This is a genomic window from Novosphingobium hassiacum, from assembly GCF_014196055.1.
In the GTDB taxonomy this organism is placed as follows: Bacteria; Pseudomonadota; Alphaproteobacteria; order Sphingomonadales; family Sphingomonadaceae; genus Novosphingobium; species Novosphingobium hassiacum.
The window spans coordinates 230,733-252,676 of sequence record NZ_JACICY010000004.1 but is presented as its reverse complement, the minus strand read 5'-3'; the positions used below and the strand labels follow the sequence as shown (position 1 = coordinate 252,676).

21 protein-coding genes and 2 pseudogenes are annotated in these 21,944 nt (G+C 62.8%); 12 read left to right on the top strand and 11 right to left on the bottom strand.

Features of this window, described 5'->3' with window-relative positions:
- Positions 1 to 4: 4 nt before the first annotated feature.
- Genes trbJ through GGQ88_RS10620 form a run of 7 tightly spaced genes read left to right on the top strand, consistent with a single transcriptional unit; the run spans position 5 to position 5,580 of the window.
- On the top strand, positions 5 to 778 hold the full coding sequence (trbJ, locus tag GGQ88_RS10650) for a P-type conjugative transfer protein TrbJ (protein ID WP_183613139.1): 774 nt from the start codon (positions 5 to 7) through the stop codon (positions 776 to 778).
- Positions 779 to 782: 4 nt separating this feature from the next.
- Positions 783 to 1,112 carry a putative entry exclusion protein TrbK-alt gene (gene trbK-alt / locus GGQ88_RS10645; protein ID WP_183613138.1) on the top strand — a complete coding sequence of 110 codons (330 nt, stop codon included), beginning with the start codon at positions 783 to 785 and terminating at the stop codon, positions 1,110 to 1,112.
- Between the two features lies 1 nt (position 1,113).
- Entirely contained in the window at positions 1,114 to 2,442 is a 1,329-nt protein-coding gene (trbL, locus tag GGQ88_RS10640) for a P-type conjugative transfer protein TrbL (protein ID WP_183613137.1), read from the top strand.
- Positions 2,443 to 2,445: 3 nt separating this feature from the next.
- A complete protein-coding gene (gene trbF, locus GGQ88_RS10635; RefSeq protein ID WP_183613136.1) occupies positions 2,446 to 3,129 on the top strand; it encodes a conjugal transfer protein TrbF in 684 nt (227 codons plus the stop codon).
- Positions 3,126 to 4,151, top strand: coding sequence for a P-type conjugative transfer protein TrbG (gene trbG / locus GGQ88_RS10630; protein WP_183613135.1), 1,026 nt, complete (start codon positions 3,126 to 3,128; stop codon positions 4,149 to 4,151). The genes trbF and trbG overlap by 4 nt, the downstream gene beginning before the upstream one ends.
- On the top strand, positions 4,148 to 5,356 hold the full coding sequence (locus GGQ88_RS10625) for a TraB/TrbI/VirB10 family type IV secretion system protein (RefSeq protein ID WP_183613134.1): 1,209 nt from the start codon (positions 4,148 to 4,150) through the stop codon (positions 5,354 to 5,356). Before trbG ends, GGQ88_RS10625 begins: the two co-directional genes overlap by 4 nt.
- Positions 5,353 to 5,580 carry a DUF2274 domain-containing protein gene (locus GGQ88_RS10620; protein WP_183613133.1) on the top strand — a complete coding sequence of 76 codons (228 nt, stop codon included), beginning with the start codon at positions 5,353 to 5,355 and terminating at the stop codon, positions 5,578 to 5,580. The genes GGQ88_RS10625 and GGQ88_RS10620 overlap by 4 nt, the downstream gene beginning before the upstream one ends.
- A gap of 36 nt (positions 5,581 to 5,616) precedes the next feature.
- Here the strand turns inward: GGQ88_RS10620 and GGQ88_RS10615 are convergent, their stop codons facing one another.
- Entirely contained in the window at positions 5,617 to 5,976 is a 360-nt protein-coding gene (locus tag GGQ88_RS10615) for a DNA -binding domain-containing protein (protein WP_183613132.1), read from the bottom strand.
- Positions 5,977 to 6,217: 241 nt separating this feature from the next.
- Positions 6,218 to 6,349 (bottom strand): annotated as a pseudogene (locus GGQ88_RS21790) (transcriptional regulator domain-containing protein); the annotation flags it as partial.
- Between the two features lie 524 nt (positions 6,350 to 6,873).
- On the opposite strand from GGQ88_RS21790, the gene GGQ88_RS10610 reads away from it, so the two are divergent.
- A complete protein-coding gene (locus tag GGQ88_RS10610) occupies positions 6,874 to 7,128 on the top strand; it encodes a hypothetical protein (protein ID WP_183613131.1) in 255 nt (84 codons plus the stop codon).
- A gap of 139 nt (positions 7,129 to 7,267) precedes the next feature.
- Here the strand turns inward: GGQ88_RS10610 and GGQ88_RS10605 are convergent.
- A pseudogene (locus tag GGQ88_RS10605) lies at positions 7,268 to 7,558 on the bottom strand (HEPN domain-containing protein); the annotation flags it as partial.
- Positions 7,559 to 7,757: 199 nt separating this feature from the next.
- Between GGQ88_RS10605 and GGQ88_RS10600 the strand changes: the two are divergent.
- Positions 7,758 to 8,663: a HEPN domain-containing protein gene (locus GGQ88_RS10600; RefSeq protein WP_343057171.1), complete on the top strand. Its 906-nt coding sequence runs from the start codon at positions 7,758 to 7,760 to the stop codon at positions 8,661 to 8,663.
- A 6-nt stretch (positions 8,664 to 8,669) separates the two neighbouring features.
- Here GGQ88_RS10600 and GGQ88_RS10595 read toward each other — a convergent pair whose 3' ends face one another.
- Genes GGQ88_RS10595 through GGQ88_RS10580 form a run of 4 tightly spaced genes read right to left on the bottom strand, consistent with a single transcriptional unit; the run spans position 8,670 to position 12,636 of the window.
- The gene (locus GGQ88_RS10595; RefSeq protein WP_183613130.1) at positions 8,670 to 9,671 is read right to left on the bottom strand and encodes a tyrosine-type recombinase/integrase; all 1,002 of its coding nucleotides are present in this window, start codon (positions 9,669 to 9,671) and stop codon (positions 8,670 to 8,672) included.
- Positions 9,668 to 10,591, bottom strand: a complete 924-nt coding sequence (locus GGQ88_RS10590; protein ID WP_183613129.1) for a tyrosine-type recombinase/integrase — start codon at positions 10,589 to 10,591, stop codon at positions 9,668 to 9,670. Before GGQ88_RS10590 ends, GGQ88_RS10595 begins: the two co-directional genes overlap by 4 nt.
- Positions 10,588 to 11,829 carry a site-specific integrase gene (locus tag GGQ88_RS10585; protein ID WP_183613128.1) on the bottom strand — a complete coding sequence of 414 codons (1,242 nt, stop codon included), beginning with the start codon at positions 11,827 to 11,829 and terminating at the stop codon, positions 10,588 to 10,590. Before GGQ88_RS10585 ends, GGQ88_RS10590 begins: the two co-directional genes overlap by 4 nt.
- A 42-nt stretch (positions 11,830 to 11,871) precedes the next feature.
- On the bottom strand, positions 11,872 to 12,636 hold the full coding sequence (locus GGQ88_RS10580) for a nucleotidyltransferase (RefSeq protein ID WP_246385827.1): 765 nt from the start codon (positions 12,634 to 12,636) through the stop codon (positions 11,872 to 11,874).
- 337 nt (positions 12,637 to 12,973) lie between these two features.
- On the opposite strand from GGQ88_RS10580, the gene GGQ88_RS10575 reads away from it, so the two are divergent.
- The 3 genes from GGQ88_RS10575 to GGQ88_RS10565 all read left to right on the top strand — a co-directional run bounded on the left by GGQ88_RS10575 (position 12,974) and on the right by GGQ88_RS10565 (position 15,548).
- Positions 12,974 to 13,111, top strand: a complete 138-nt coding sequence (locus GGQ88_RS10575) for a benenodin family lasso peptide (RefSeq protein WP_183613127.1) — start codon at positions 12,974 to 12,976, stop codon at positions 13,109 to 13,111.
- 62 nt (positions 13,112 to 13,173) lie between these two features.
- Complete coding sequence (locus tag GGQ88_RS10570; protein ID WP_183613126.1) at positions 13,174 to 13,830, top strand: lasso peptide biosynthesis B2 protein; 657 nt, start codon at positions 13,174 to 13,176, stop codon at positions 13,828 to 13,830.
- Entirely contained in the window at positions 13,827 to 15,548 is a 1,722-nt protein-coding gene (locus GGQ88_RS10565; protein ID WP_183613125.1) for an asparagine synthase-related protein, read from the top strand. The genes GGQ88_RS10570 and GGQ88_RS10565 overlap by 4 nt, the downstream gene beginning before the upstream one ends.
- Here the strand turns inward: GGQ88_RS10565 and GGQ88_RS10560 are convergent.
- The 4 genes from GGQ88_RS10560 to GGQ88_RS10545 all read right to left on the bottom strand — a co-directional run bounded on the left by GGQ88_RS10560 (position 15,537) and on the right by GGQ88_RS10545 (position 21,851).
- Positions 15,537 to 17,684: an Atxe2 family lasso peptide isopeptidase gene (locus tag GGQ88_RS10560; protein ID WP_183613124.1), complete on the bottom strand. Its 2,148-nt coding sequence runs from the start codon at positions 17,682 to 17,684 to the stop codon at positions 15,537 to 15,539. The genes GGQ88_RS10565 and GGQ88_RS10560 overlap by 12 nt on opposite strands.
- Positions 17,681 to 20,203: a TonB-dependent receptor gene (locus GGQ88_RS10555; RefSeq protein WP_183613123.1), complete on the bottom strand. Its 2,523-nt coding sequence runs from the start codon at positions 20,201 to 20,203 to the stop codon at positions 17,681 to 17,683. Before GGQ88_RS10555 ends, GGQ88_RS10560 begins: the two co-directional genes overlap by 4 nt.
- Before the next feature lie 110 nt (positions 20,204 to 20,313).
- Positions 20,314 to 21,333: a FecR family protein gene (locus GGQ88_RS10550; protein WP_183613122.1), complete on the bottom strand. Its 1,020-nt coding sequence runs from the start codon at positions 21,331 to 21,333 to the stop codon at positions 20,314 to 20,316.
- On the bottom strand, positions 21,330 to 21,851 hold the full coding sequence (locus GGQ88_RS10545; protein WP_343057170.1) for an RNA polymerase sigma factor: 522 nt from the start codon (positions 21,849 to 21,851) through the stop codon (positions 21,330 to 21,332). Before GGQ88_RS10545 ends, GGQ88_RS10550 begins: the two co-directional genes overlap by 4 nt.
- Positions 21,852 to 21,944 lie beyond the last annotated feature (93 nt).

Genomic DNA, 21,944 nt, shown 5'->3' with positions numbered 1-21,944 from the left:
GCCCATGAAATCGCCTCATATAAAGAGAACCGGGCTTCGCCATGTGCTGGCGGCCGGGGCGGCTATCCTCTCGCTGACCGCGACGGTGCTCGTGCCCACACCGGCTTATGCCCAGTTCGGCGGCATTGTCTACGATCCCTCGAACTACGCGCAGAACGTGCTGACCGCAGCGCGCTCACTCGAGCAGATCAACAACCAGATCCGTGCATTGCAGAACCAGGCGACCTCGCTGATCAACGAAGCGCGCAATCTCGCCACTCTGCCGACCAGCGTGCTGGCACCGCTCCAGCAGCAGATCCAGCAGACGCAAGCGCTGCTCGGGCAGGCCAAGCGGATGGCCTACAATGTCCAGCAAATCCAGACTGAGTTCGCGCGTCAGTACAGGTCGATGGACCTGACCGCATCGCAGCGAACCATGGTCGATGGCGCGGAAGGCCGCTGGCAGAACAGCGTGGCGGCGTTCGAGGACGCACTCAAGGTCCAGGCCGGCGCGGTCGCCAACATCGAGGACACGCGAAACGCGGTGACCGACCTTGTGACCGCCAGCCAGTCGGCGAGCGGCGCACTGCAGGCCGCCCAAGCCGGCAATCAGCTCCTCGCGGTCCAGTCGCAACAACTCACCGATCTGATCGCCAGCGTGACTGCGATGGGGCGCGCCCAGACACTCGATGCCGCGAACAGTGCTGCCGCCAAGGCCCAGGCACGCGAGCAGCTGCGCCGGTTTCTCGCTCCCGGGCGTGGCTACGTCACCACTTCGGTCCAGATGTTCCGGAACTGAAGCGATGGACACCAAGCTCTTCGCGCGGATCGGAGCCGGTGCCTTCGTGGCCATCGCTTTGACCATGACCGCACTTCAGCTGCGCGAAGAGCCAGCCCGGACAGTGCCCGAAATCGAAACCGTCATCGACAGCGAAGGCGACCCGCTCGCAGCAATGCTGCGTGAGTGCGCCGCGATGGGCGAAGAGGCGCTGGACGTTCCAGCCTGCCGCGCAGCCTGGTCAGAGAAGCGGCGGCGCTTCCTTGGCATCAAAGGCGAGGCCAGCAGTCCGGTCACGACGGAGAGCGTACCTATTGTGGTGCCTGCGGATACTAAACCAGCAAAGGGCCAATGACATGGGTGGCACCGGCGTCATCGACCGCTTCCTCGACATCTTCTCGCGCTACATCGACAGCGGCTTTGGCCTGCTCCACGGCGAGGTCGCGTTCATTGCGACCACGCTGATTGTCATCGACGTGACCCTGGCCGCCCTTTTCTGGTCCTGGGGCGAGGCTGACGACGTGATCGCGCGCCTCGTCAAGAAGACACTTTTCGTCGGCATTTTCGCCTACATCATCGGCAACTGGAATAACCTTGCCCGCATCGTCTTTGAGAGCTTTGCCGGTCTCGGTCTAAAGGCCAGCGGCACGGGGTTCACAGCGACGGAACTGCTCCAGCCCGGCCGTGTCGCACAAGTTGGGCTCGATGCCGCCCGTCCGCTGCTGGACTCGATCTCGGGTCTGATGGGCTACGTCAGCTTCTTCGAGAACTTTGTCCAGATCGTTATCCTGCTGGTCGCCTGGGCGATCGTCATCATCGCCTTCTTCGTCCTCGCGATCCAGCTGTTCATCACGCTGATCGAGTTCAAGCTGACCACGCTGTGCGGCTTCGTGCTGATCCCTTTCGGACTGTTCGGCAAGACCGCCTTCATGGCCGAACGTGTGCTTGGCAACGTGATCTCGTCGGGCATCAAGGTCCTGGTCCTCGCGGTAATCGTCGGCATCGGCTCGACCATCTTCACCGAGTTCACCAGCGCGATCGGTGCAGAGCCTACAATCGAGGACGCGCTGTCGCTTGTGCTTGCCAGCCTCGCCCTGCTTGGCCTCGGCGTGTTTGGCCCCGGCATCGCCAATGGCATCGTCTCGGGCGGACCACAGCTTGGCGCAGGCGCTGCAGCTGGCACCGCATTGCTTGCAGGCGGAGCCGCAGCTGGCGCGGTGGCAGGTGGACGGATGGCAGGCGGCGCAGTCGCGAGCGCCGCGTCCAATGTTGCCCACGGCACCTCGCGCGCGGCGGGCGGTGCGACCATGGCCTATGCACTCGGCTCTGCCGGCAAAACCGGAGGCGATGCGGTGGGCTCGGGCATGGCTGCTGTCGGCGACGCCGCTGTCGGTGCCGCCACCTCGCCGCTGCGTAAGGCTAGCGACTCCATGCGCCAGTCGTTTCGCGATGGGGGCCGCGCTGCGATCACCAACACCGGCGGCGATATCTCGCCTTCGGGCACACCCGGCCCCAACACGCCGCCCGCCGCACCTGCCGAAGGCGATCAGGGTCAGCCCAGCTGGGCGAAGGCGATGAAGGACCGGCAGACCGTGACTCACAGCCTGGGTGTGGCTGCGCACACACTCAAAGCCGGCGACAGCCATGGCGGCGGCGCTTCCATCGACACTTCGGAAAAGGACTGACCCATGTTTCGACGACCCTCGATCCGCTACGGCAAGACCCCCGAACCTGAAACGCCTTACCAGCGGGCGGCGCAAGTCTGGGATGACCGCATCGGATCGGCCCGCGTCCAGGCGCGCAGCTGGCGGCTCGCCTTCTTCGGTGCGCTTGGCCTCTCGACCTGCCTCACTGCCGGGATCATCTGGCAAGGTGCACGCGGGTCGATCATTCCCTGGGTGGTTCAGGTCGACAAGCTCGGTGAAGCGCAGGCCATAGCCCCTGCCGATGTCGGTTACCTGCCTTCCGATCCGCAGGTCGCATTCCATCTGGCACGGTTCATCGAGCAAGTCCGGGCCATCCCCCACGACCCGATCATCGTCCGCCAGAACTGGCTGCGCGCCTACGACTTCGCCACCGACAAGGGTGCGCTTGCGCTCAACGACTATGCCCGGACCAACGACCCTTTCGCCCTGATTGGGCGCGAACAGGTCGGGGTGGACGTGACCAGCGTGATCCGCGCCTCGCCGACGAGCTTCCGCGTCGCTTGGGTCGAGCGCCGCTACCGCGACGGAAGTCTTGCCGAGACAAGCCGCTGGACCGCGATTCTGACCATCGTCGTCCAGGTCCCCCGCACCCCCGATGCCGTCCGCAAGAACCCGCTCGGCATCTTCGTCAACGCCATCAACTGGTCGAAGGAACTCGGATCATGATCAGCACTCTGGTCGCGGCATGCCGCCGCATCGCCGCCACAATGCTCGCAGCCAGCACGGTGGTGGCTTACCCTGCGCAGGCTCAGGAGCATCAGCCTGCCGCGCCTGCACTGTCCAATGCGGTGTCGCAGGCACCTCCTTCGCCGGGCGTGATCGTGGCCATCCCTGTGCCACTCCCGCTTCCCGGTCAGCTCCAATCACTTCCGCGGCGCCTCCCACCCCACGCCGCGGGCCGCTCCCATCCGTCCGGGAGTAACCCCACTCTGCAGGACAGGGTGGGAGCGGCGATGGAGGCGGCTCGGGTCCAGCCCGAGCGCGCCGGGTTCCTCAACGCGATGCAGGTCTTTCCCTACACCGAAGGCGCGCTTTACCAGGTGTATGCCAAGCCCGGTCAAGTGACCGACATTGCGCTGCAGGAGGGCGAGCAGCTTGTCGGCTCGGGGCCCGTCGCGTCGGGCGATACAGTGCGCTGGATGATCGGCGACACGGTGAGCGGGGCTGGCACCAATGCGCGGGTCCATATCCTGGTCAAACCGATTCGGCCCGACATCACGACCAATCTTGTGATCAACACCGACCGGCGCACCTACCATGTCGAATTGCGCGCCAATCCGTCGGTCTACATGGCGTCTGTCTCCTGGACCTATCCGCAGGATGAGCTGATCGCTTTGCGCCAAGCGCGTACCGAAGCAGACCGCACCGCCCCGGTCGCGGCAGCCATGGACCTCTCGCTGCTTAACTTCCGCTATGCGATCGACGGCGACAAGGCCGAGTGGCGTCCGCTCCGCGCCTTCGATGACGGTACCCGCGTGTACATCGAATTTCCCGAAAGCACCGCGCAAGGCGAGCTTCCGCCGCTGTTCGTGATCGGAACGGGCGGCGATGCCGAACTGGTCAACTACCGCGTCTCCGGTCGCTACATGATCGTCGATCGCCTGTTCGCCCAGGCCGAACTGCGGATCGGCGGGCGCAAGGGGCAGAAGGTCGTCCGTATCACGGCCAACAAACGGGTGCGGGCATGACTGACCAGCCTCAGCCCCAGATCCAACCCCCGGCCGAAGGCGACTCGGTGATGGACCCTGAAGCCACTGTCAAACTTCGTGGGGATCCGCCGCGCGTCATGCGTCTGTCGCGCAAGGCGATTGGCATTGCTTCGGCTTGCGGGTGCGCGATTGTCGGAGGTGCGCTTATCTACGCGCTGCAGCCCCAGGGGCACAAGGACGCAGACGAACTCTACAACACCGATGGCGTAACCGTCGCGGACAACCTTGCCGGCGCGCCGAAGGACTACGAGTCGGTGCCCAAGCTCGGTCCGCCGCTACCCGGCGATCTCGGCAAACCGATCCTCGACGCCCAGCAGCGCGGTGACATGGCCGCCTTGCCGCCAGCGGGTGTGGCGACCGGGGCACCCAACACTGCGGCAACAGCCGCCGATGTGGCGCGCCAACGTGCGGAACAGGAGCGCGAATCTGCGCGCGCGAGCCGCCTGTTCTTTGGTGGGGGCACCACTGCGAACAGCAGCGGCTCGGCTAGTGCGCTTGCGCCTGTTGCCGGAGATCTCGAACAGCCTGTCGCTGCCCCCCAAGACGAAGCGGGCCGCAAGCAGGCCTTTCTCGAGCGCACCAGCGATCGCCGGACTGTTTCGGCTGAACGTTTGCGAGGACTCGCATCGCCGGCGATATTGCAGGCGGGATCAGTTATTCCGGCGGCATTGATCACCGGGATCCGCTCGGATCTGCCGGGGCTGGTGACCGCGCAGGTCACCCAGAATGTTTATGACAGCCCGACCGGGCGCATTCTGCTGATCCCGCAAGGGTCGCGGCTGATCGGCGACTATGATGCTGATGTCTCGCTCGGTCAGAGCCGGGTGCTGCTGGCCTGGAACCGGCTGATCCTGCCCGACGGGCGCTCGATCGTGCTTGAACGGCAACCGGGGGCGGACCCGCGCGGCTTTGCCGGTCTGCAGGATCGCACGGATTATCACTTGGGCGGTGTCCTCAAGGCGGCCCTTGTGTCCACACTCCTGGGTGTCGGCTCGGAGCTTGGGGCGGGCAATGACAGCGACCTCTCGCGGTCTATCAGGCGAGGCACGCAGGACAGCGTCAATCGCGCAGGCGAACAGGTCGTGAGCCGCGAACTCAATGTGCTGCCCACGCTCACGATTCGGCCCGGATCCCTGGTTCGTGTGCTGGTGACCCGCGATCTCGTGCTTGGAGACGGACAATGACGCGGCTCAAGCTTACCGACTTGGCCGATGAAAAGCCTGTAAAACTGAACGTCGACGTTTCGGCGCGACTGCACCGGGAGTTGATCGCCTATGCCACTGCGTTGAACGAAGGTGATCCCAATGGCGCGCCGCCGCCTGAGCGGCTCATTCCGCCGATGATCGAACGGTTTATTGCCACTGACCGTAGCTATGCCCGCACGCGCCGATCGACCCATCGCGAATAGCCTCCCGGTCACAGATGTGTTGGCGGCAGATGGAGATCAGGGCGGACTTGCCAGTAAGGCCCGATACCCGGTAGTCATCATCGCCCGCGCCTCGCGGATCAGCCGAAACGTATGGCGCCGCTCTGAAGAGCCTTTCCATTCGGCCGACCGGCCAAAATCCTGCCCCTGATAAATTGCCTGCATGGCCACATCGCGTGCACTGGTACCGGGCACCGCCATGATATCGAGAATGCGCAGGAGCAGATCGAGCCGGTAGCGTTGGTACGAACTGGGGGTGTCTGCGCCAATGTTCGGTGAAGGCGCGACACCATCCACATGCGCTTTTAGCCGGGTCACTGCGCGATATCGCAGTGCGAGATGGCAATCGATCGGGATGATGGCCGCGAGGCTGGTCATGCTCGCATCGCACGGCATTGTGACACGGACGGTTCCAAGAGGCGACTGCAGCGCCAGATGTCGCATGGTCTCGCATGCGTGGTCCGCCATCAAACCATGCGCAGTCACAAGCTGGCGCGCGTCTATTCCTTGCTGCCCCGTAAGCGCGGGACCTAGCACGACAGTTCCGGGATGTGTTTCGGGCAACCAGGATGCGGGCTGTTCGTCGGTACCGCGCGTTGGATCGAACGGGAAAGGCAAGGCCCCATTGCCGGGCCATCTCCTCATGTTCGAGCGACAGGCTGTGGGGAGAAAGCATGCGATACGCCGCTTGGTATTGCGGATCGCGACGCAGGAATTCCTGGGCGTAGTCCGCATAGTCCCATTGGCCCATCGCATCCATTTGCCGCACTCCGAAACAAGAGCCGAAGATCGATGATTACCGACAAGCCGACTATTCCCAGGGCTGGGGAGGGGGCTCCCCAGAAGTGGGGATGGACTTTTCAAAACTCCTGGCCTGGCGATGGGGATCAACGCCAGACGCCGAGCCCGACGGCCGTGCCGTCCCCAATAGGTGAACGCTGATGTCATGAGAGGAACTATTGCTCGGGATCTGCGAACTGGATTTCTCGCGATTGGGCATTTCTAGCCTTGGCACCGGCCGCGTCGCTGCGGGGCGTCAGTCCGTCCCAAATGCCTGCCATGAAACAACGGACCCGCACACCGCACACTCATCTCCTGGCAGAGGCGCCGTAGATGCTCCGGTGCCCGCCCCGGCGCACAGTGCAACCCGGCTGTGCCGGGTCCTCCGCTCTGCTTCGGCCCTGCGGGTGCAATGCGCACCTGCAGGGCGGGCGTGGGCATCCTGCCGCCGCCCTCGCCATTCGGGCAAGAGTCCGTGTCGGCCGGAAAACGCTCATGTTCCCATTTGATCTCAGCCAGTTCCTCGACCGGTTGCTCCTCGTTGGGCATTTGCGCCGGCGCCGTCGCCTGCACGCCATGCGTATCGCGCTGAATTCACTGCCCACGTTTCATCAGACCGTCTTCCGGCTCATACGCTTCGAGGGCCTGTCCAGCACTGCGGCGGCGGAACAATTGGGTGTAAGTCTACTCCAGGTCGAAGACGCACTCGCCGACGTCCTTGTCGCGCTGGTCGAGGCCAACCGATGGTGAACAGCGGCGCATTGCTTCGGCACCAAACCGCAAATCCAGAAGTCGCCAGCACGCAGCACTGCGCAAGTAGCGGCCAATCACACAGACAAGGTGTCCTGAAAGATTGGGAGTTAGTGCAGAACGTACCCGTGATCGACGACTAAGGTGCCGCGCTGTGTGCCGCGGCAACGTCCTGCTCCAGCGCTGCAATCCGCTCGGAACAAACGGCGTGGACGACTCTTCCCAATTCCTCAATCTGCTCTGCGAGCCACGCAAGCTCCTCAGCGCTGATCGTGTAATGCTTCGAGTAGCGCGCCTTGACGTAGGCCTCTTTCAACTTCTCGAACAGGGCTCGCTGCTTGCGATCTTCGTTCGGCCAAACGTGGGCCAGACGACGATCGAGCCGTTCTGCCTGTGTTCGCAGAAAACCGAGGTTGTGGACGTGTGGCGTTTATGCCGACCGGCGGACTATGTCGAGCTGGCGCAGGGATCGGCGGTTCTCCAACAACATGCGCGCAATGGGCGCGGCATAGTTTCGCGGTCTCGCGCCACGTCCAATTGCCGGTAAGGTGCGAATTTCGTGTCCGCTATACCGCTCATTTTCGCAACCAAAGCTTGCGTCTAATGCGCGGGCAAGCGAGACTCTTGGGGTGAGGAAAGACGTCGACCACCTGCCACCGATCCAGCAGCAGGAGCTGGAGCGGGTGACGCAGATCCTGATGGACGAGTTTACCGTTGCGATTTCGCGCGCCACGCAACCGTGGAAGAAAAACGGCAAGATCCAGAAGATTGTCCTGTTCGGCAGTTACTCCCGTGGGGATTGGGTGGATGAGCCGGACAACGGCTACCAATCGGATTACGATCTGCTGATCATCGTCAGCCATCCTGACCTGACCGACATCGCAGAATACTGGTACGTCGCCGAGGACCGGATCATGCGTGATCCGGCCATCGCCCGCCCGGTGAACATCATTGTCCACACGCTGGACGAGGTGAATCAGGGCCTTACACGTGGCGAATACTTCTGGGTCGACATCGCGCGCGACGGGATCGCCCTCTATGAGCTGCCCGGCACAACTCTCGCTACACCACAGCCGCTGACGGCTGTTGATGCCTATGAAATGGCGACGAATTATTTGGCGCAATGGCATCCCAGCATCGAAGATCTCCTCGCCGGTGCCGAACTATATCGCGAACGAGGCAATGCGAACCTTGCGGCCTTCACGCTTCATCAGGCGGCAGAACGGGCCTACATCTGCTACCTTCTGGTCCGCAGCCAATACGTCCCGCGCTCCCACAACCTGAAGTTTCTGCGCTCTCTGGCCGAGGACAAGGAGCCGGCGCTGATCGACTGCTGGCCGCGAGCGACCAAGCTCGACCGGCGGCGGTTCGAACTCGCAAAGCGCGCTTATGTCGAAGCACGGTATTCTGCCAGCTATGAGATCGGCATCGACGATTTGCATGCAATCCGGACAGCCGTCTGCAAGCTACGCGACACGGTGGAGAGCGTGTCGCGAGCATGGATCGATAGCCTGCAGCAGGCGGTCGCTTCCTGATCCCGGCTACAGCGCGTCGAGAAAAGCGAGCAGCTTATCCGCAGGTTTGAAGCGTCCGGTCTTTTGGCCGTTGAAGGGCTCTATCTTCGCCAACGCCGCTTCCTTCAAGGCGAGGTGAGCATGGAGGTAGACCTGCGTCGTCTTGATCGATGCGTGGCCGAGCCAGAGCGCGATCACCGAACAATCGACGCCAGCCTGAAGCAGCTCCATGGCGGCGCTATGACGCAGGACATGTGGAGTGACATTCTTGTGCCGAAGCGATGGACAGTGTTCTCGTGCTGTCGCGACATGGCGAGCCAGCAACCGCTGTACGGCGTCACAGCTTAGCGGGCCGCCGTGGATGTTGGGAAACAACCGCGTTGAGCCGCGAATGCCCGCCTCCATCAGCCAGACCTGAAGGGCACTGCGCGCCTGTTTGGTCAACGGGGTACATCGCTCCTTCCGGCCCTTGCCAAGGCAACGGACATGAGGGCCAACGCCGAGGAATACGGCGTCGCACTCAAGCTGCACGATCTCCGACACCCGAAGACCGGTCTGCACGGCCAGCAGAAGCAGCATGTAATCGCGCCTGCCAATCCACGTGCTGCGGTCCGGTGCCGCCAGGATCGCGTCGATCTCGCTGCGTTCGAGGAAATGTACCTCGCGCTTGTCATGAAGCTTGCCGGGGATGGCGAGAACGCGCTGGATCTGCCCGCTGTAGGCGGGCTCTTCGAACGCCACGAAGCGAAAGAAGGCGCGGATCGCTGTAAGACGCAAGTTGCGGGTCTTGATCCCGATCGACCGGTTAGCCTCGAGATCGTCAAGGAAAGCCCCAATGAACGCGGCATCCAGATCGATCAGATCGAGCCGGGATGGCTGCTTGCCCAATTTTGCCTGAGCAAAGGCAAGCAGTAGCCGGAATGTGTCGCGATAGGATGCAACGGTATGGGGACTGACGTTGCGCTGCTGGATCAGGCGCTGCATGAAAAACCGCTCGATGAGTGACGGCAGGATCGTGACGTTGGTCATGACAACGCCTCCCAACGCGCTTCCAGCCTCCCGACGGCCTGCTCCATGAGCTCGGGGCAGGCCGACAGGTACCAATAGGTATCGCGGGTCTTGCTGTGACCAAGGTAAGTTGAAAGCGTCGGCAGAAGTTGTTCTACGTCAGCGCCGTCACGGTACCAGCCCACGATGGTCCGGACCGCAAAGGTGTGACGGAGATCGTGGATGCGTGGTCCGCGCGTGTGGAGTTCTGGATTGCGCAAGCCGATCCGGCGCAGCACTCCGACGAAGATGCGTTCCGGGTATTGAGGTCGCAGCTGTTGGCCGCGGCGGAGCACGAAGAACCATGGGCTTCGGCGACATGCAGGATTGCTGTCGCGTTCGGCTGCATAATCGACGAGCGCCTGTGTCGATGTAGCATGCAGAGGGACGAGCCGATGCCTGCCGCCCTTGGTCTCACGCAACGTCAGCACGCCGGCGTCGAGATCGACATCACTGCGTCTAAGACTGATTGCTTCGCCAAGGCGCATGCCTGTCGCTGCAAGCAAAGCGAACAGACAATGGTACGTCAGCCGGTTCACGCCCTTCGCCAGCCCCCAGTTGAGCGTTCCCTTCAGCAACCGCGCGATCTCATCGTCGGTATAGATGTAGGGGCGGCCCCGCTTGGGGGACGGAAAAATACCAGCGGGTGGCGTCTCAGTACTGAGCTCGAAGTTGGACAGATGCCTGGCGAACCCGCGTACTGCGGATAGGCGCTGGGGCCAGGACGTACGACGAGCCTGCATGGCCCACGTAAGGGTCAATTTGCGCGTGATGACGCAGGCCTGTTCCGCCTCCATGAACGCGACGAAATTGCCCAGAAGCCGCTCCTCTGCGGAGTAGCGATAACCAAACCCGCGCCGCATGCGCAGGTAGCGCTCCAGCGCCCTCCGAAGCGCGCTCATGCCTGTTCTCCCGGCCATGCCGAGCCCAAGGCGCGCAGGCTGTCCAAATCCACCTTTGCATAGATGCGGGTCGTATCCTGCTGCTCATGGCGAAGGAGCTGGCCGATCTCCGTCAATGTTGCGCCCGAACGCAAAAGGCCGGTCGCAAGGCTGTGCCGAAACGCATGGGAGCCACGGTGTGCAATGCCCGTGATCCCGGCGCGTCTGATGGCTGATCGCGCAACTGTCTGGACGCCGGGCGCCCCCTTGAACCCGGTAAAGGGCGCGACGGAAATCAGGAACAGTCGTCGTGTATCCGAACGAGGGCGGCCGTCGTTGAGGTATGCCGCAATCGCCTCCCCGACATCGGGTGGCAACGGCATGATGGCTGTCTTGCGTCCTTTGCCTCGAACCGTGAACTGCCCGGTATGCCAGTCGAAATCATCGAGACTGAGCATGGCCACTTCGCGGGCGCGCAATCCCAGGCGGGCAAGCAGCATGAGGATCGCATAATCACGTCTTCCAAGCGCGGTGCTTTTGTCACAACGATCAAGGATCCGCTGGACCTCCTCGAGTGGCATGAAGCTTGGAAGCTGGCTGCTGCGTATGCGGCGGATCGATGGGATGGCTGTCGTCAAATCGGCGTCAATCAGACCTTCGCCGTTGAGATAGCGCAGAAATACCCGCAACCGCGAGCACATGATGCGCGCTGTCGTCGGGCCGTGATCATGGGCGTGCTTCTCGACATACCGCGCGATCCGACGCGCAGTGAGGCGCCCGAGATCAGCATTGGTCCTGATACCTATGTCATCCAGGAAACGAAGCAGAAACCAGACATGGCTCGCGACCGATGTGGCCACGAGCCCGCGCTTATGGACCAGATAGGCGCGATAGGCTTCGGCAATCAGCTCACGCGGATCAAGTCGCAGAAGCTGTCGCGGGGGAATAACGTTGGCTTCGCGCAGCATCGTCAATAGCCGGCGCAAGGCCTGAGCATCGGACTGGCGGGTCGGTCGATGCCGCGCCCGCTCGGTGAGATAGGCTCGGACGAGAGCTTCCTCGATCTCTTCTACGCCTTTGCCCGTCGCCCTGAGCCAGTGACCGAAGTCCTGCACCAGACTCAGAAAGCGCTGCGTGATCACGTGGCTGTAGCCAGCCTGCCGATGACGCTCGACATACAAATCGAAATGCTGACCCAATGGGCCATTCTTCAGTCCGCGTACGACACGGCTGCTATCCAGGTAATCTTGGCTGATCATGGTCGCTCCTCCGCGCACGTCATGTGCGCAAGGAGCAGGAAACTATGCCGCGCCGAGTCTTCCTAACGCGCTGGCACTTCGCCCAAAAATCCTCGCCCTCGGCATAGTCCGCCGGTCGGCATAAAGCCCATTATGCCGCGCGCGGCATAACGGGCTGTAGAAACTGCAGACCAACAAAACACAATGATACAGGAATTCTGCTGACTGATGCAGATCAAAAGCTGCAGGTCTAAAAAACTCTTTTTCCAAGGCAACTTTGGCAAGTACGTACCGCTGCAAAGCGGTAGGAAACCACTCTTCAAAATACTCTCTCGCCATGGCCAGCGCCTGTTTTGGCGTCTTGGGTTTCGGCTCATGGAGTTCAGTGTCGTCGGCTTCATAAAGCGCGATCCCGTCCCGGGCTACATCGATGAAGAAGTAGCGACCGTGCGCCAGCCCGTCGTTCACCTCACCCAGGGTGTGGACAATGAAATTGACCGGGGTCTTGAGCGATCCTGTGATGCCATATTCGCGCATCAGCCGGTCATCGAGGCGGGTCCAGTATTTGACCCGGTCAGTCAGGCGTTGGTCATTGACGAGGATCAGCAGGTCGTAATCCGACTTGTAACCCTTGGCGGTATGGGGCTCGTCGATCCAGCCACCGCGTGCATAAGAGCCGTAGAGGATCACCTTAAGGATCCGCCCGGCCTTCTTCCAGTCCTGCGCGGCTAGAGCGAGCGCATCGTCGAATTCTTCGAAGACGAGTTGCAACACGCGAGCAAGTTCACGCTGCTTGTTCGCTGGCAGATGGTCGAGATCGGTGCGCATGACAGGCGGATTCTAGCAGCAAATGACCGGCCACGCCCAGCCTTTTGAACAGCGCAGGGGGTAAATCCTGTGATCGACGGAAACCGGCATCTTACCGCAATCTGACTGTCACCCCTGTTCGTCGTGCATATGGGCGGGCGCGACCGGGCTATCGATGCGCATGTCCAGGCCCCCCGCTAAAGGCATCGGTCCACGCTCCAACCGCGCGGCTCCATGCCCGGTCAACTCTCCTTAAGCCTCTGAAAATATTCCCATTATAAAATGGATGCGACCGGGCGCCCTGTCATTCTGTCCGTGCGACCAAGATGAGTCGCAACTCAAACGGAAGGAGACGGCCATGAACAAGGACGAACATGTGGAACAACCCGTGATCGAACTGGGCGAGGCATCGCAGGTCACCCGCGGCCAGGCGATCATCGAGCTCGATGTCAACGGCGGCCAGCTGCGCTTCGGGCTCGGCATCGTCGAAGATTGAACCACAACCGGGCGTGCGTCCGCAGCAGCGGGCGCACGCTTGCGGAATAGCTGGGGGATGTCATGGCCGCACCACTGCGCGAAGGCTTGAACTTTTGCCTGATCGCAGGCGAGGCAGTCTTTCTCGACATCAGCACGGATCGATACTTCCGCCTCACGCCGCAACAGAATGCGGATTTCCTCGCGCTTCTGGCGCAGGGCACGGTTTCGAGTGCTGACCTTAGTGCGAACTGGCTGTCGCAACTGGCTGGTACCACGACAATCGATGGCCAGCTGGAACCATGCCAGTGGGCCATGCCCTCACGTGCTTTTGCCGATGATCCGGGCGCGGGTTTTCCCATAGCGGAAACGTCCCTCGCACTGGTTGCCCAGCGACGCTTCGAACGCGCGTTGAAAACGGGTCCGCTGGCGTTGCAGCTGCGCCTTCTGGCCAATAAACTCTCGTCGCTCCCGGCGTGCATACCGGCACCAGACAACCGGGCAGGCCGCGTGGTACGCGGATTTGCGTTCGCCTGTTACTTACGCAGCGCGGCAGATCGCTGCCTTTCCCGTTCGCTAGCCCTGGCTGATCAACTGGCGCGGCGCGGATGCCGAACGCACGTCGTCTTCGGTGTCAAACTCGCGCCGTTTGCAGCGCATTGCTGGGTTCAGGCCGATGATCTCGTGCTCAACGAAACCGTCGAGGAGGTCGCGCGCTACACGCCGATCCTCGTCGTATGATTCCGGTCCAGGCCATATTCTCGCTGCCGCTGACCAAGGATCGGGCCGTAGGTGCGATAATCTCCCGGGTCGACGACCGGACGCAGCTGGGTGAGAGAGCGCCATCGCTCTGGGTGGCCAGTGAAAGCCATATTTTGACGCTGGGCGACCGAGGCCTTCTGATCGGCATCTACTTTGCGGGCAAGGGTCAGCGCGCGATGGACCGGATTGCCCTGCCCAAGAGTGCGATGCCCGCTGAAGACATTGCGCGCTGGCTCGTGCGCGAAGGTTGGGGTGCCTATGTCGCCATCCTGCGTGATCCGGAGACGGGAGACTGGTCCGTGCTGCGCGATCCGTCGGGCCTGCTCCCGCTCTACCGCATGACCGGCGAGGATCGGACAGTCTTCGGGACCGATCCCCGATTGTTCGAAGCCGTGACGGGCAAGTCCCCACAAGTCTGCTGGAAGCAGATCGGCACCCATCTGCGCCGCCCTGAATTGCGTCAGCGGAAAACCTGTCTGGTGGACATCGCGGAGGTCGAACCAGGTACGCTGACATCAGCCTCCGATCCTGAAGTGTCGCGCCTGATCTGGGATCCTGCGGACTTTGTCCGCGACGCGGGGATCACGTCGTTCAGCGAGGCGGTGGCGCAATTGCGCGAAACCGCCTGCGATGTCACCGGTGCGTGGGCGGCCTTGGCGGGCCATGTCGTGGTCGCGGCATCGGGCGGGGTCGATTCCTCAATTATCGCTGCAGCACTATCGGTCAATGGCCAGTCGTTTGAATGCGTGACCCTTGCCACCGCAGACCCCAGTGGCGACGAGCGCGCCTGGGTACAATTGCTAGCCGAGAAGCTGGCGGTGCCGATGACGGCGTGCACCTATGATGTCGGACGCATTGATCTTGCTGGCCCGGTCTCTGCGACAATGACCCGACCGAGCGGCAAGGCGTTCATGCAGGAAGTCCGTCACCACCTCGCCCGGACCTGCGAGACAGGCGGTGCATCGTGGGCCTTCGACGGCAACGGTGGCGACAACCTGTTCTGCTTTGTGCATTCGGCGGCACCGGTGCTCGATCGCCTCAAACATGATGGGCTTTCATCACGGACGTGGGCCACTTTCCTCGACATGTGCCAATTGACCGGCGCCGATGCGGGGACGATGGCGCGGGCCGTTGCGCGCCGCTGGAAACGCGGTGAAGCAGCAGCGCCTTGGCCTAGCGACTTTCGGCTGTTGGATACGGCGTTTCCGCTGCACGATGACGCGGCCCTGACCCCCTGGTTCGATGTTGCCACAGGCCAGCAGCCGGGCAAGCGCGATCACTTGCGCTTGCTCCAACGGACCCAGAACTTCGTGCACGGTATCGATGATCCGTTGCGCTTCTCGCCCTTGCTCAGCCAGCCCATGCTGGAATTGTGCTTGTCCATCCCCACCTGGCTCTGGTGCAGCGGCGGCATCAACCGTGCTCCTTCCCGCAAGGCCTTTGCGCCGGAACTTCCGGTGTCATTGGCGCGTCGAACGTCCAAGGCTGGCCCCGACAGCGTGATGCGTGAGGTATTTGCGCGCGATAGATCGGTCATCCGCACTATTCTGCTCGATGGGCAGCTTGCTGCCAATGGCGTGATTGACCGGGTCGCGACCGAAACGGCGCTGGCAGCAGACCCCCATGCCGAGGATCCTATCGTCTACCGGTTGCTCGATCTCGTCGAGGCCGAGGCCTGGGCACGATCATGGGGCTGAAACCTGGTCGGACAGGCATGCCAGCTGGGATCGTGGCGGAGCGCCTGCCATGATCTGCCAGCGCGCGTACTGGGCAGCCTTGGCAGGCGAACAATCCATCTTGTGCATCAGCCAGTAGGAAAACCAGTCCAGATTACGCTCGTACATCGCAAGCCGGTGCACCGGTTGCCATTTGAAGTGCGGTTCGCCCGGAAAAACCCGCAGTTCGATCGGTTTGCCCAGTCGGCGGAACGCAGCAACAACATCGAGGCCGATTTCGTATTCACTGTCGCCGGTCTGGATCAGCAACGGCGCATTGACGCTGGCCGCATTGGCCGCGAGCGACATCTGCTTCCAGAATTGTGCCGCGTCAGGCTCGAAGAAGCGGTAGCCGAACTTGCGCCCGAAGTCCTCAAACGCCGGACCGCCCATCAACGGATAGGCGACCATGTCCTCGCAGCATGCCCCCATCGCCGCGACCTTGAACAATGCACTGTTGAGCAGCGCCCATTGCGTTGTCGATGTGCCATCGCTGAAACCGCTGATGCCCATCCGCGCACGATCGACCGCACCGGTCCCGACCGCCAGCGCAATCGCCTGCTCGAGCGCAGATTGCACGCTGCGCCGATCGAGCCAGTTATCCCGGTTTTTCTGGAGCAGGTCCAGCTCGGCACGAGCCTGCGCGACGCTCTCGACAAGATCGGGCCTGGCAAAGCTCAGCACGGCAAATCCACGGGCGGTCAGAGCCTGTATCGGCACTTCGTCTCCGGTCCCGCCCCGCAGGAAGCCATCACTGACATATTGCACCACGACCAGCGGATGCTGCTCGCCCGGCTTGTGAAACGGCGGCAGCACCAGGTCGGCGTAGCATTCCACCCCATAGGCATTGCGAAACTTAAAACGTCGCACCGCCCCGACCCGCATTTGCGCCCACTGCGGGTTGGGATCATGGATAATCCGGCTCTTGCCCGTGTCGGCATCGATCGCGGCAAGCACGCGCGGGTGCCTTGCACTTTCTCGCGCACAAACGAGCTGGCGGCTGACCAGCTTGCAGCCGACGAGCGCATCATCGGTCACGAACACACGCTTTGGCTGGGCAGCTGCGATCGGCCAGCGCAACAGCGCAGTCTGGCTATTGCCCCAGCCCGTGCGCTGCAGGATGTAGAGCACGCGGCCATCCTCACGCCACCACAAGTGTTGTGCACCTTCGCAGGTGGGCATCGCGCAGCGCAGAATCCGCCTATCAGGCCGTCGCAGCACGATGCGGGTTGGAGCAATCAGACGGCCGGGCGCTTTGCTTTCGAGCCACGCTGCTGTTCGCCCTGTACCTGGCGTATAGAGCCGTGCGCCTTCCGGCTGTGCTGCGGGATCTGGCGTAACCAGCACTGTCTGGTCCGCAGCGGTCGCCTCACGCGTGGCGCCGGTGGCCAGGTCGATTTGCGTATAGCGCAGCGGCGCTGGCGCTGTCGGCAGCGGATGATCGGCAAATTGCGGGGCAAAGCGATCATCGAACAAGTAGCCCTGACGGCCCTCGGCAGCGATGGCCGCCATCTGCAGGCGCAATTCGGGCCGCGTCGCGACAATCAGGCTGGCTCCGTCCGGGCTCCAGGCAAGATCCTCCACATCATCGGCCAGCGCCGAAACCTGCCGGGCTGGAGCTGTGCTGCGGCTTGCCACGATCCACGCCTGCGTTGCCGTCTCCACACGCTTGAGAAACGCGATCCACTGGCCATCAGGTGACCACTTCGGCGTGATCACTTTGCCAAAGCCTGCCGCCACCGCCGGAAAATTGCGCAAGACGAAAGTTGCCCGCACAAAGCTGCCGCCGCTGTCGCGTTCGCGTGGGGAGGCCTTTCCGTCAAGCGGCATGACCATCAGTCGCTGGCAAAAGCCGTTGCGATCAGGATCGGCCCGGCGCGTGACGAATGCGATTTTCTGTCCATCGGGCGAAACACCGAACGGGCTGGGCGAATCGTAGGGGTCCGATCGCCCGATATCGGTCAAGGTCGCCAGATCCCGGGCGGTTATCAGACGGCTTCCGCCTAGCTCGGGCGTGCTCCTTTCAGCACTCGCATCACAAATGTTCTCTGCCGCTGGCTCTGGCAGCGCCACCGGCAGCACGGCTTGCGCAGCGAGCGCGAAGGCTATCAGGCTCACCAGCGCCTCGCCACGCCGATCGCGATAAACCGCCCGATCGCCGAATAGTTGGTCGAGTCGAACGGCGTGTCCGTCGGCCCGGTTACCGCGATCCTGCCGGGACGGGCATTTCCCAGATTGTTGACGGTGAGCGACAGGGCAAGGGGCGGCTCTGCATCCGGCGTCGCCTTTGCGATCAGATCATAGCGCAGCGCCAGATCGAACGTCACCTGGGGCCGCAAACGCGCGGCCTGAGCAAAGCGGGCATCGCGCAGCGCCCCGGTGTAGTTGGTGAACATCGACCCGGCAAACCGCGGTGACTGGTACGTTACGCCCGACCGCGCCCGCATGCGCGGCGGGTTGAAGACCTGGCCTGACAGCAGCGTCTGCGGCAGCGCTGCGGTCAGCTGCTGCTTGCTGTCGAGCCAGCTGCCCGCGACTTCGAGCGCGAGGTTGCGGTCAGCGGATAGAGCTGTCTGCCAACGTGCCCGCACATCGACGCCACGGATCTTCTGCGCGGCGACATTGGTGTAGCGGTTGTCGACCAAGGCCGTCACCGCGTCAGGGGAATAGGCTTGGCCTGAGAAATTCTGGAGACCGAACTGTGCGCCTGCGATAATCCCGGCAAGCGTTCCTGCCGCAGGATCGAACCCGATCAATGTCGCAAATCCGGGGTTGTTGAACGCTGCGGCTATCGATCCGGCGATCGGTTGCACGACCCGGTCGGTGTAACGAACGTCGAAGTAGCTCGCCTCCACGCGCAGGCCCGGCACCGCACCCGGCTCGAACACAGCGCCGGCTTGCCAACTGCGTGCCCGCTCAGGCTTGAGTCCGGGATTACCGCCACTGGTATAAAGCACCGTGCCAGTGGCACCGACCGAAGCACCGGGAAGCAAATAGGCCTGATGCCCGACATATTGCTGGAAGAGCGTGGGGGCCTTGAATGAGCGCGCCCAGGACGCCTTGAGGGTGATGTCCTCCAAAGGAGCATAGACGATGCCGATCCGGGGCGTCGCAAGCTTGGCGATGCCGGGATAGGACTCATAGCGCGCCGCCGCCGTCACGCTGAGCCGCCGCACCCCGGAGATGGCGTTGGCGGCGGTCACAAACGGCAGGTTGATCTCCGCAAAGCCGTACGTGCTGCCCTGCGCGACATCGAACGCATCAGGGGCTGCAGCGCCGATGACGCGCGAGAACGCCATGCCGTTGTTGCGGTAACCGGCACCCATCGCCATGCGGGCGTCGCCGCCGCCCAATGCGAACAACGGCCCCTCGGCATTGACTTCTGCCGACCAGGCAGAGTTGCAATAGCAGCCCGTCGTGCGGGTTTCTATGCTGCCTGCAGGACTGAAGCGGGTATCGTAATGCGTGCGGTCGCGGCCCCAGGTGCCCAGCACCCGCATCGTCCAGTCGGATCCCAGCGCTACGCTAAGTTCTGGAGAAATGCTGTATGTCTCCGCGTCCGGAGCGAAGACATAGCGCGCAGCCGCTGTTCCGCCCGTCGTGATCGAATGGCGATTGGCATAGAGCGCATCGAAACTTAAGCTGATCCCGGGTGCCAGTTCATGATGCCCCGCGAGCGTCAGGGCATGTCGGCGCTGTTCGGGATAGAGCGAATTGGCCCCATCGAGCGGGCTGGTGTAGTCGCGGTCCTTTGCTGCGATCGCCGAATTGCGCGCGAAGTCATAGGCGGCGATCAAACCACCATGGGACCAACGCGTGCCAGCAACCAGATCGAACTGCCCCCTGACGTTTCCGCCATCGGTACTGGCTCCGAACTGGGCCGATGTTGCGACCCCGTCGTAATCGCGCCGAAGGATCACATTGACCACACCCGCCACCGCATCGGAGCCGTAAATCGCCGATGCACCGTCCGCGACGACTTCGATACGGTCGAGCGCAGCCACGGGAATGGCCGAGATATCGACGCCGCCGAATGCTGAATCGTAAGGCAGGCGGTGGCCGTTCAGCAGGGTCAGCGTGGCGTCAGGCCCAAGCCCGCGCAGATTGACGTTGCTTGCCGAGTTGACGTTCGTGTTGATTTGCCCCGCGCCCGTGCCAACGCCGGGGTTCTGGCCGCCGGAAAAGTTCTGCGGTAGGGCGCGCACGGCTTCGCCCAGATCGGTCTGGCCCGCAGCCTTGATAGCCTCGCGATCGACCCGCGTGACCACCGACGCCACGACGGCTCCCGGAATTCTGCTGCCAGTCACAACGATCGCCGGATCATTCGAGACCGCGCTGTCGGCACTATCGGCACTATCGCCAGTCCGGACGATGACCGTACGATCGGCAAAGCGCGCCGTCAGCCCGGTCCCGGCCAGAAGCTGATTTACGGCATCTTGAACGCTCAGCCTGCCGCGCAGCGCTGGCGCGCGCCTGGCTTTGACCGCATCGGCAGGTGCATAAAGCTGCCAGCCTGACTGCGCGGCAACTGCGCGCAGTGACTCGCCCAGTTCCTGGGATGGCAGATCGAAGTTATAAGACTGTTCTTCTCGCGCGCACGCTGGAGCGCCAATCAGTGCCGGGGCGAGCGCGACCATCAAGGCGCTGCAAATTCGGGTTCGTGCCATGGTTCAAGTCCCTCATGCCACTTCGCAAGGGCTTTGCGTTCGTGGGCCTGAAGGAGATGACGCAAGGCATGGGCTCGACCTTAGTGGGGCGGGTATATTTTTCTGTTTGCGCCAAGATGAAGGTTTCCGTCCCGATAGGTCGCCGAAAGATCGAAGACTTCCTCAAGCCGGGCGGTCACCGCGACAGCGTCGGTCACCCGGAAGCGCCCGGCGACCTGCAGCCGGGCCACAGCCGGATCATCGATGACCAGCTTGGGGCCGTTGCCATAGCTGTTCACCACAGCGGCGAGGTGCCCAAGCCAAACAGCGCGGTAGTCGGCCCACCCGTCCGGCCAGTCGCGAACGGCATTTGCGCCATCGGCCGTCTGACGGCTTTGTCGTGCGAAGTCTGCGGCGCGGAACCAGGCTGGTCGTCCTGCACGCAGCGGCACGACCAATGATGCCGACTGCAGTCGCGCCTTGCGCGGCGCGGCGCGGGCCTCGCCGTTCCACAACGTCACCGCGACCACATCTGCGTCCACCACGGCAAAGTCGATTTCGGCCTGAACGCCGGTAATCAAACCACCCGCTGCCGTAACCTTGAACGGGCGCGAATCCGGCGCCAACGCGAAACGGGCCCGGCCCGCTTCAATGGTGAAATTGCGCGCGTCTTGTTCGATATTTACGGCAACGCGTGCGGATGCATCGAGCGTTACGCGTGAGCCGTCAACCAGCTGGACTGTGCGTATAGTTCCAGCAGGCCCAACAAGCAGGGCCTGCTGAACCCGCGCTTCGGGCCCCGATCGCCCGCCGAAATCGAACACTGCGAAAGGCACAAGCAGGAGCAAAAGCACTGTCAGCATTGCCGCGACCGGGCGCATCTTGTGACGGCGTACCTCGCGTTGCGGCCCATACGTTTTCGAACGCTGGAGCACCGACGCTTCGCAATAGATGGAAGCAATTTCATCGTAAGCCGCGGCATGCGCCGGACTGCGCGCAATCCAGGTGGAAAAGGCACCTGCCTTTGCAACGGCATCGGGTCCTTGCATGACCACGAACCATGCAATCGCCTCGTCCCTGATGAGGCCGTCGTCATCCGGCATTTTTACAGGTTCGCTCATCGAGAGCTTTCGAGGGCTTTTGCCAAAGCACTGAGCGCTTTCATCATGTGATATTCGACCGTTGCTACCGAGATGCCAAGCCGCTCGTGAATCTCGCGATAGGTGTGGCCGTCAACCCGCTGCATCAGGAACACCTGCCTGGTCTTTGCGGGCATTTGCCTTACTGCGTTCTCATAAGATGCAAGCAATTGCGCCGCCTCGAGCGCAAGGCCTTGTTCGGCCGCGCACGGCGCATCGCGAGCGTCGTCCAGTGGGACAATGACGACCCCGGCCTTCGCCCGCCGGGCCCGGTCGATCAGCAGGTTGCCCGCGATCCGCCGCAAGAATGCTCCGGGATTAGCGAGGCGTCCTGCCTCCGGACTTCTCAGCGCACGCGCGAACACCTCCTGCAGGAGATCGGGCGCAGCATCCGGTCCTGCCTGGCGGCGCAGGAAGTGCATGAGGCTCGATCGCTCCTCACGAAAGGCCTGCCCAAGCGGTTCGTCGGCGATCATCCGACGTGGAATTGACGGTGACACGGCAGCATCCGTGCCGGCACAACCGCGCCAGCGTCGGAAGACCGATGCTGGCGAGATCACGGCGCTGTGCCGCCTGTCCTGCGCGGACGGGCT

Coding starts and splice junctions, on each gene's coding strand:
- trbJ (WP_183613139.1), top strand. CDS start 5: ATGAAATCGCCTCATATAAAGAGAACCGGGCTTCGCCATGTGCTGGCG.
- trbK-alt (WP_183613138.1), top strand. CDS start 783: ATGGACACCAAGCTCTTCGCGCGGATCGGAGCCGGTGCCTTCGTGGCC.
- trbL (WP_183613137.1), top strand. CDS start 1,114: ATGGGTGGCACCGGCGTCATCGACCGCTTCCTCGACATCTTCTCGCGC.
- trbF (WP_183613136.1), top strand. CDS start 2,446: ATGTTTCGACGACCCTCGATCCGCTACGGCAAGACCCCCGAACCTGAA.
- trbG (WP_183613135.1), top strand. CDS start 3,126: ATGATCAGCACTCTGGTCGCGGCATGCCGCCGCATCGCCGCCACAATG.
- GGQ88_RS10625 (WP_183613134.1), top strand. CDS start 4,148: ATGACTGACCAGCCTCAGCCCCAGATCCAACCCCCGGCCGAAGGCGAC.
- GGQ88_RS10620 (WP_183613133.1), top strand. CDS start 5,353: ATGACGCGGCTCAAGCTTACCGACTTGGCCGATGAAAAGCCTGTAAAA.
- GGQ88_RS10615 (WP_183613132.1), bottom strand. CDS start 5,976: ATGACCAGCCTCGCGGCCATCATCCCGATCGATTGCCATCTCGCACTG.
- GGQ88_RS10610 (WP_183613131.1), top strand. CDS start 6,874: ATGTTCCCATTTGATCTCAGCCAGTTCCTCGACCGGTTGCTCCTCGTT.
- GGQ88_RS10595 (WP_183613130.1), bottom strand. CDS start 9,671: ATGACCAACGTCACGATCCTGCCGTCACTCATCGAGCGGTTTTTCATG.
- GGQ88_RS10590 (WP_183613129.1), bottom strand. CDS start 10,591: ATGAGCGCGCTTCGGAGGGCGCTGGAGCGCTACCTGCGCATGCGGCGC.
- GGQ88_RS10585 (WP_183613128.1), bottom strand. CDS start 11,829: ATGATCAGCCAAGATTACCTGGATAGCAGCCGTGTCGTACGCGGACTG.
- GGQ88_RS10580 (WP_246385827.1), bottom strand. CDS start 12,636: ATGCGCACCGATCTCGACCATCTGCCAGCGAACAAGCAGCGTGAACTT.
- GGQ88_RS10575 (WP_183613127.1), top strand. CDS start 12,974: ATGAACAAGGACGAACATGTGGAACAACCCGTGATCGAACTGGGCGAG.
- GGQ88_RS10570 (WP_183613126.1), top strand. CDS start 13,174: ATGGCCGCACCACTGCGCGAAGGCTTGAACTTTTGCCTGATCGCAGGC.
- GGQ88_RS10565 (WP_183613125.1), top strand. CDS start 13,827: ATGATTCCGGTCCAGGCCATATTCTCGCTGCCGCTGACCAAGGATCGG.
- GGQ88_RS10555 (WP_183613123.1), bottom strand. CDS start 20,203: ATGGTCGCGCTCGCCCCGGCACTGATTGGCGCTCCAGCGTGCGCGCGA.
- GGQ88_RS10550 (WP_183613122.1), bottom strand. CDS start 21,333: ATGAGCGAACCTGTAAAAATGCCGGATGACGACGGCCTCATCAGGGAC.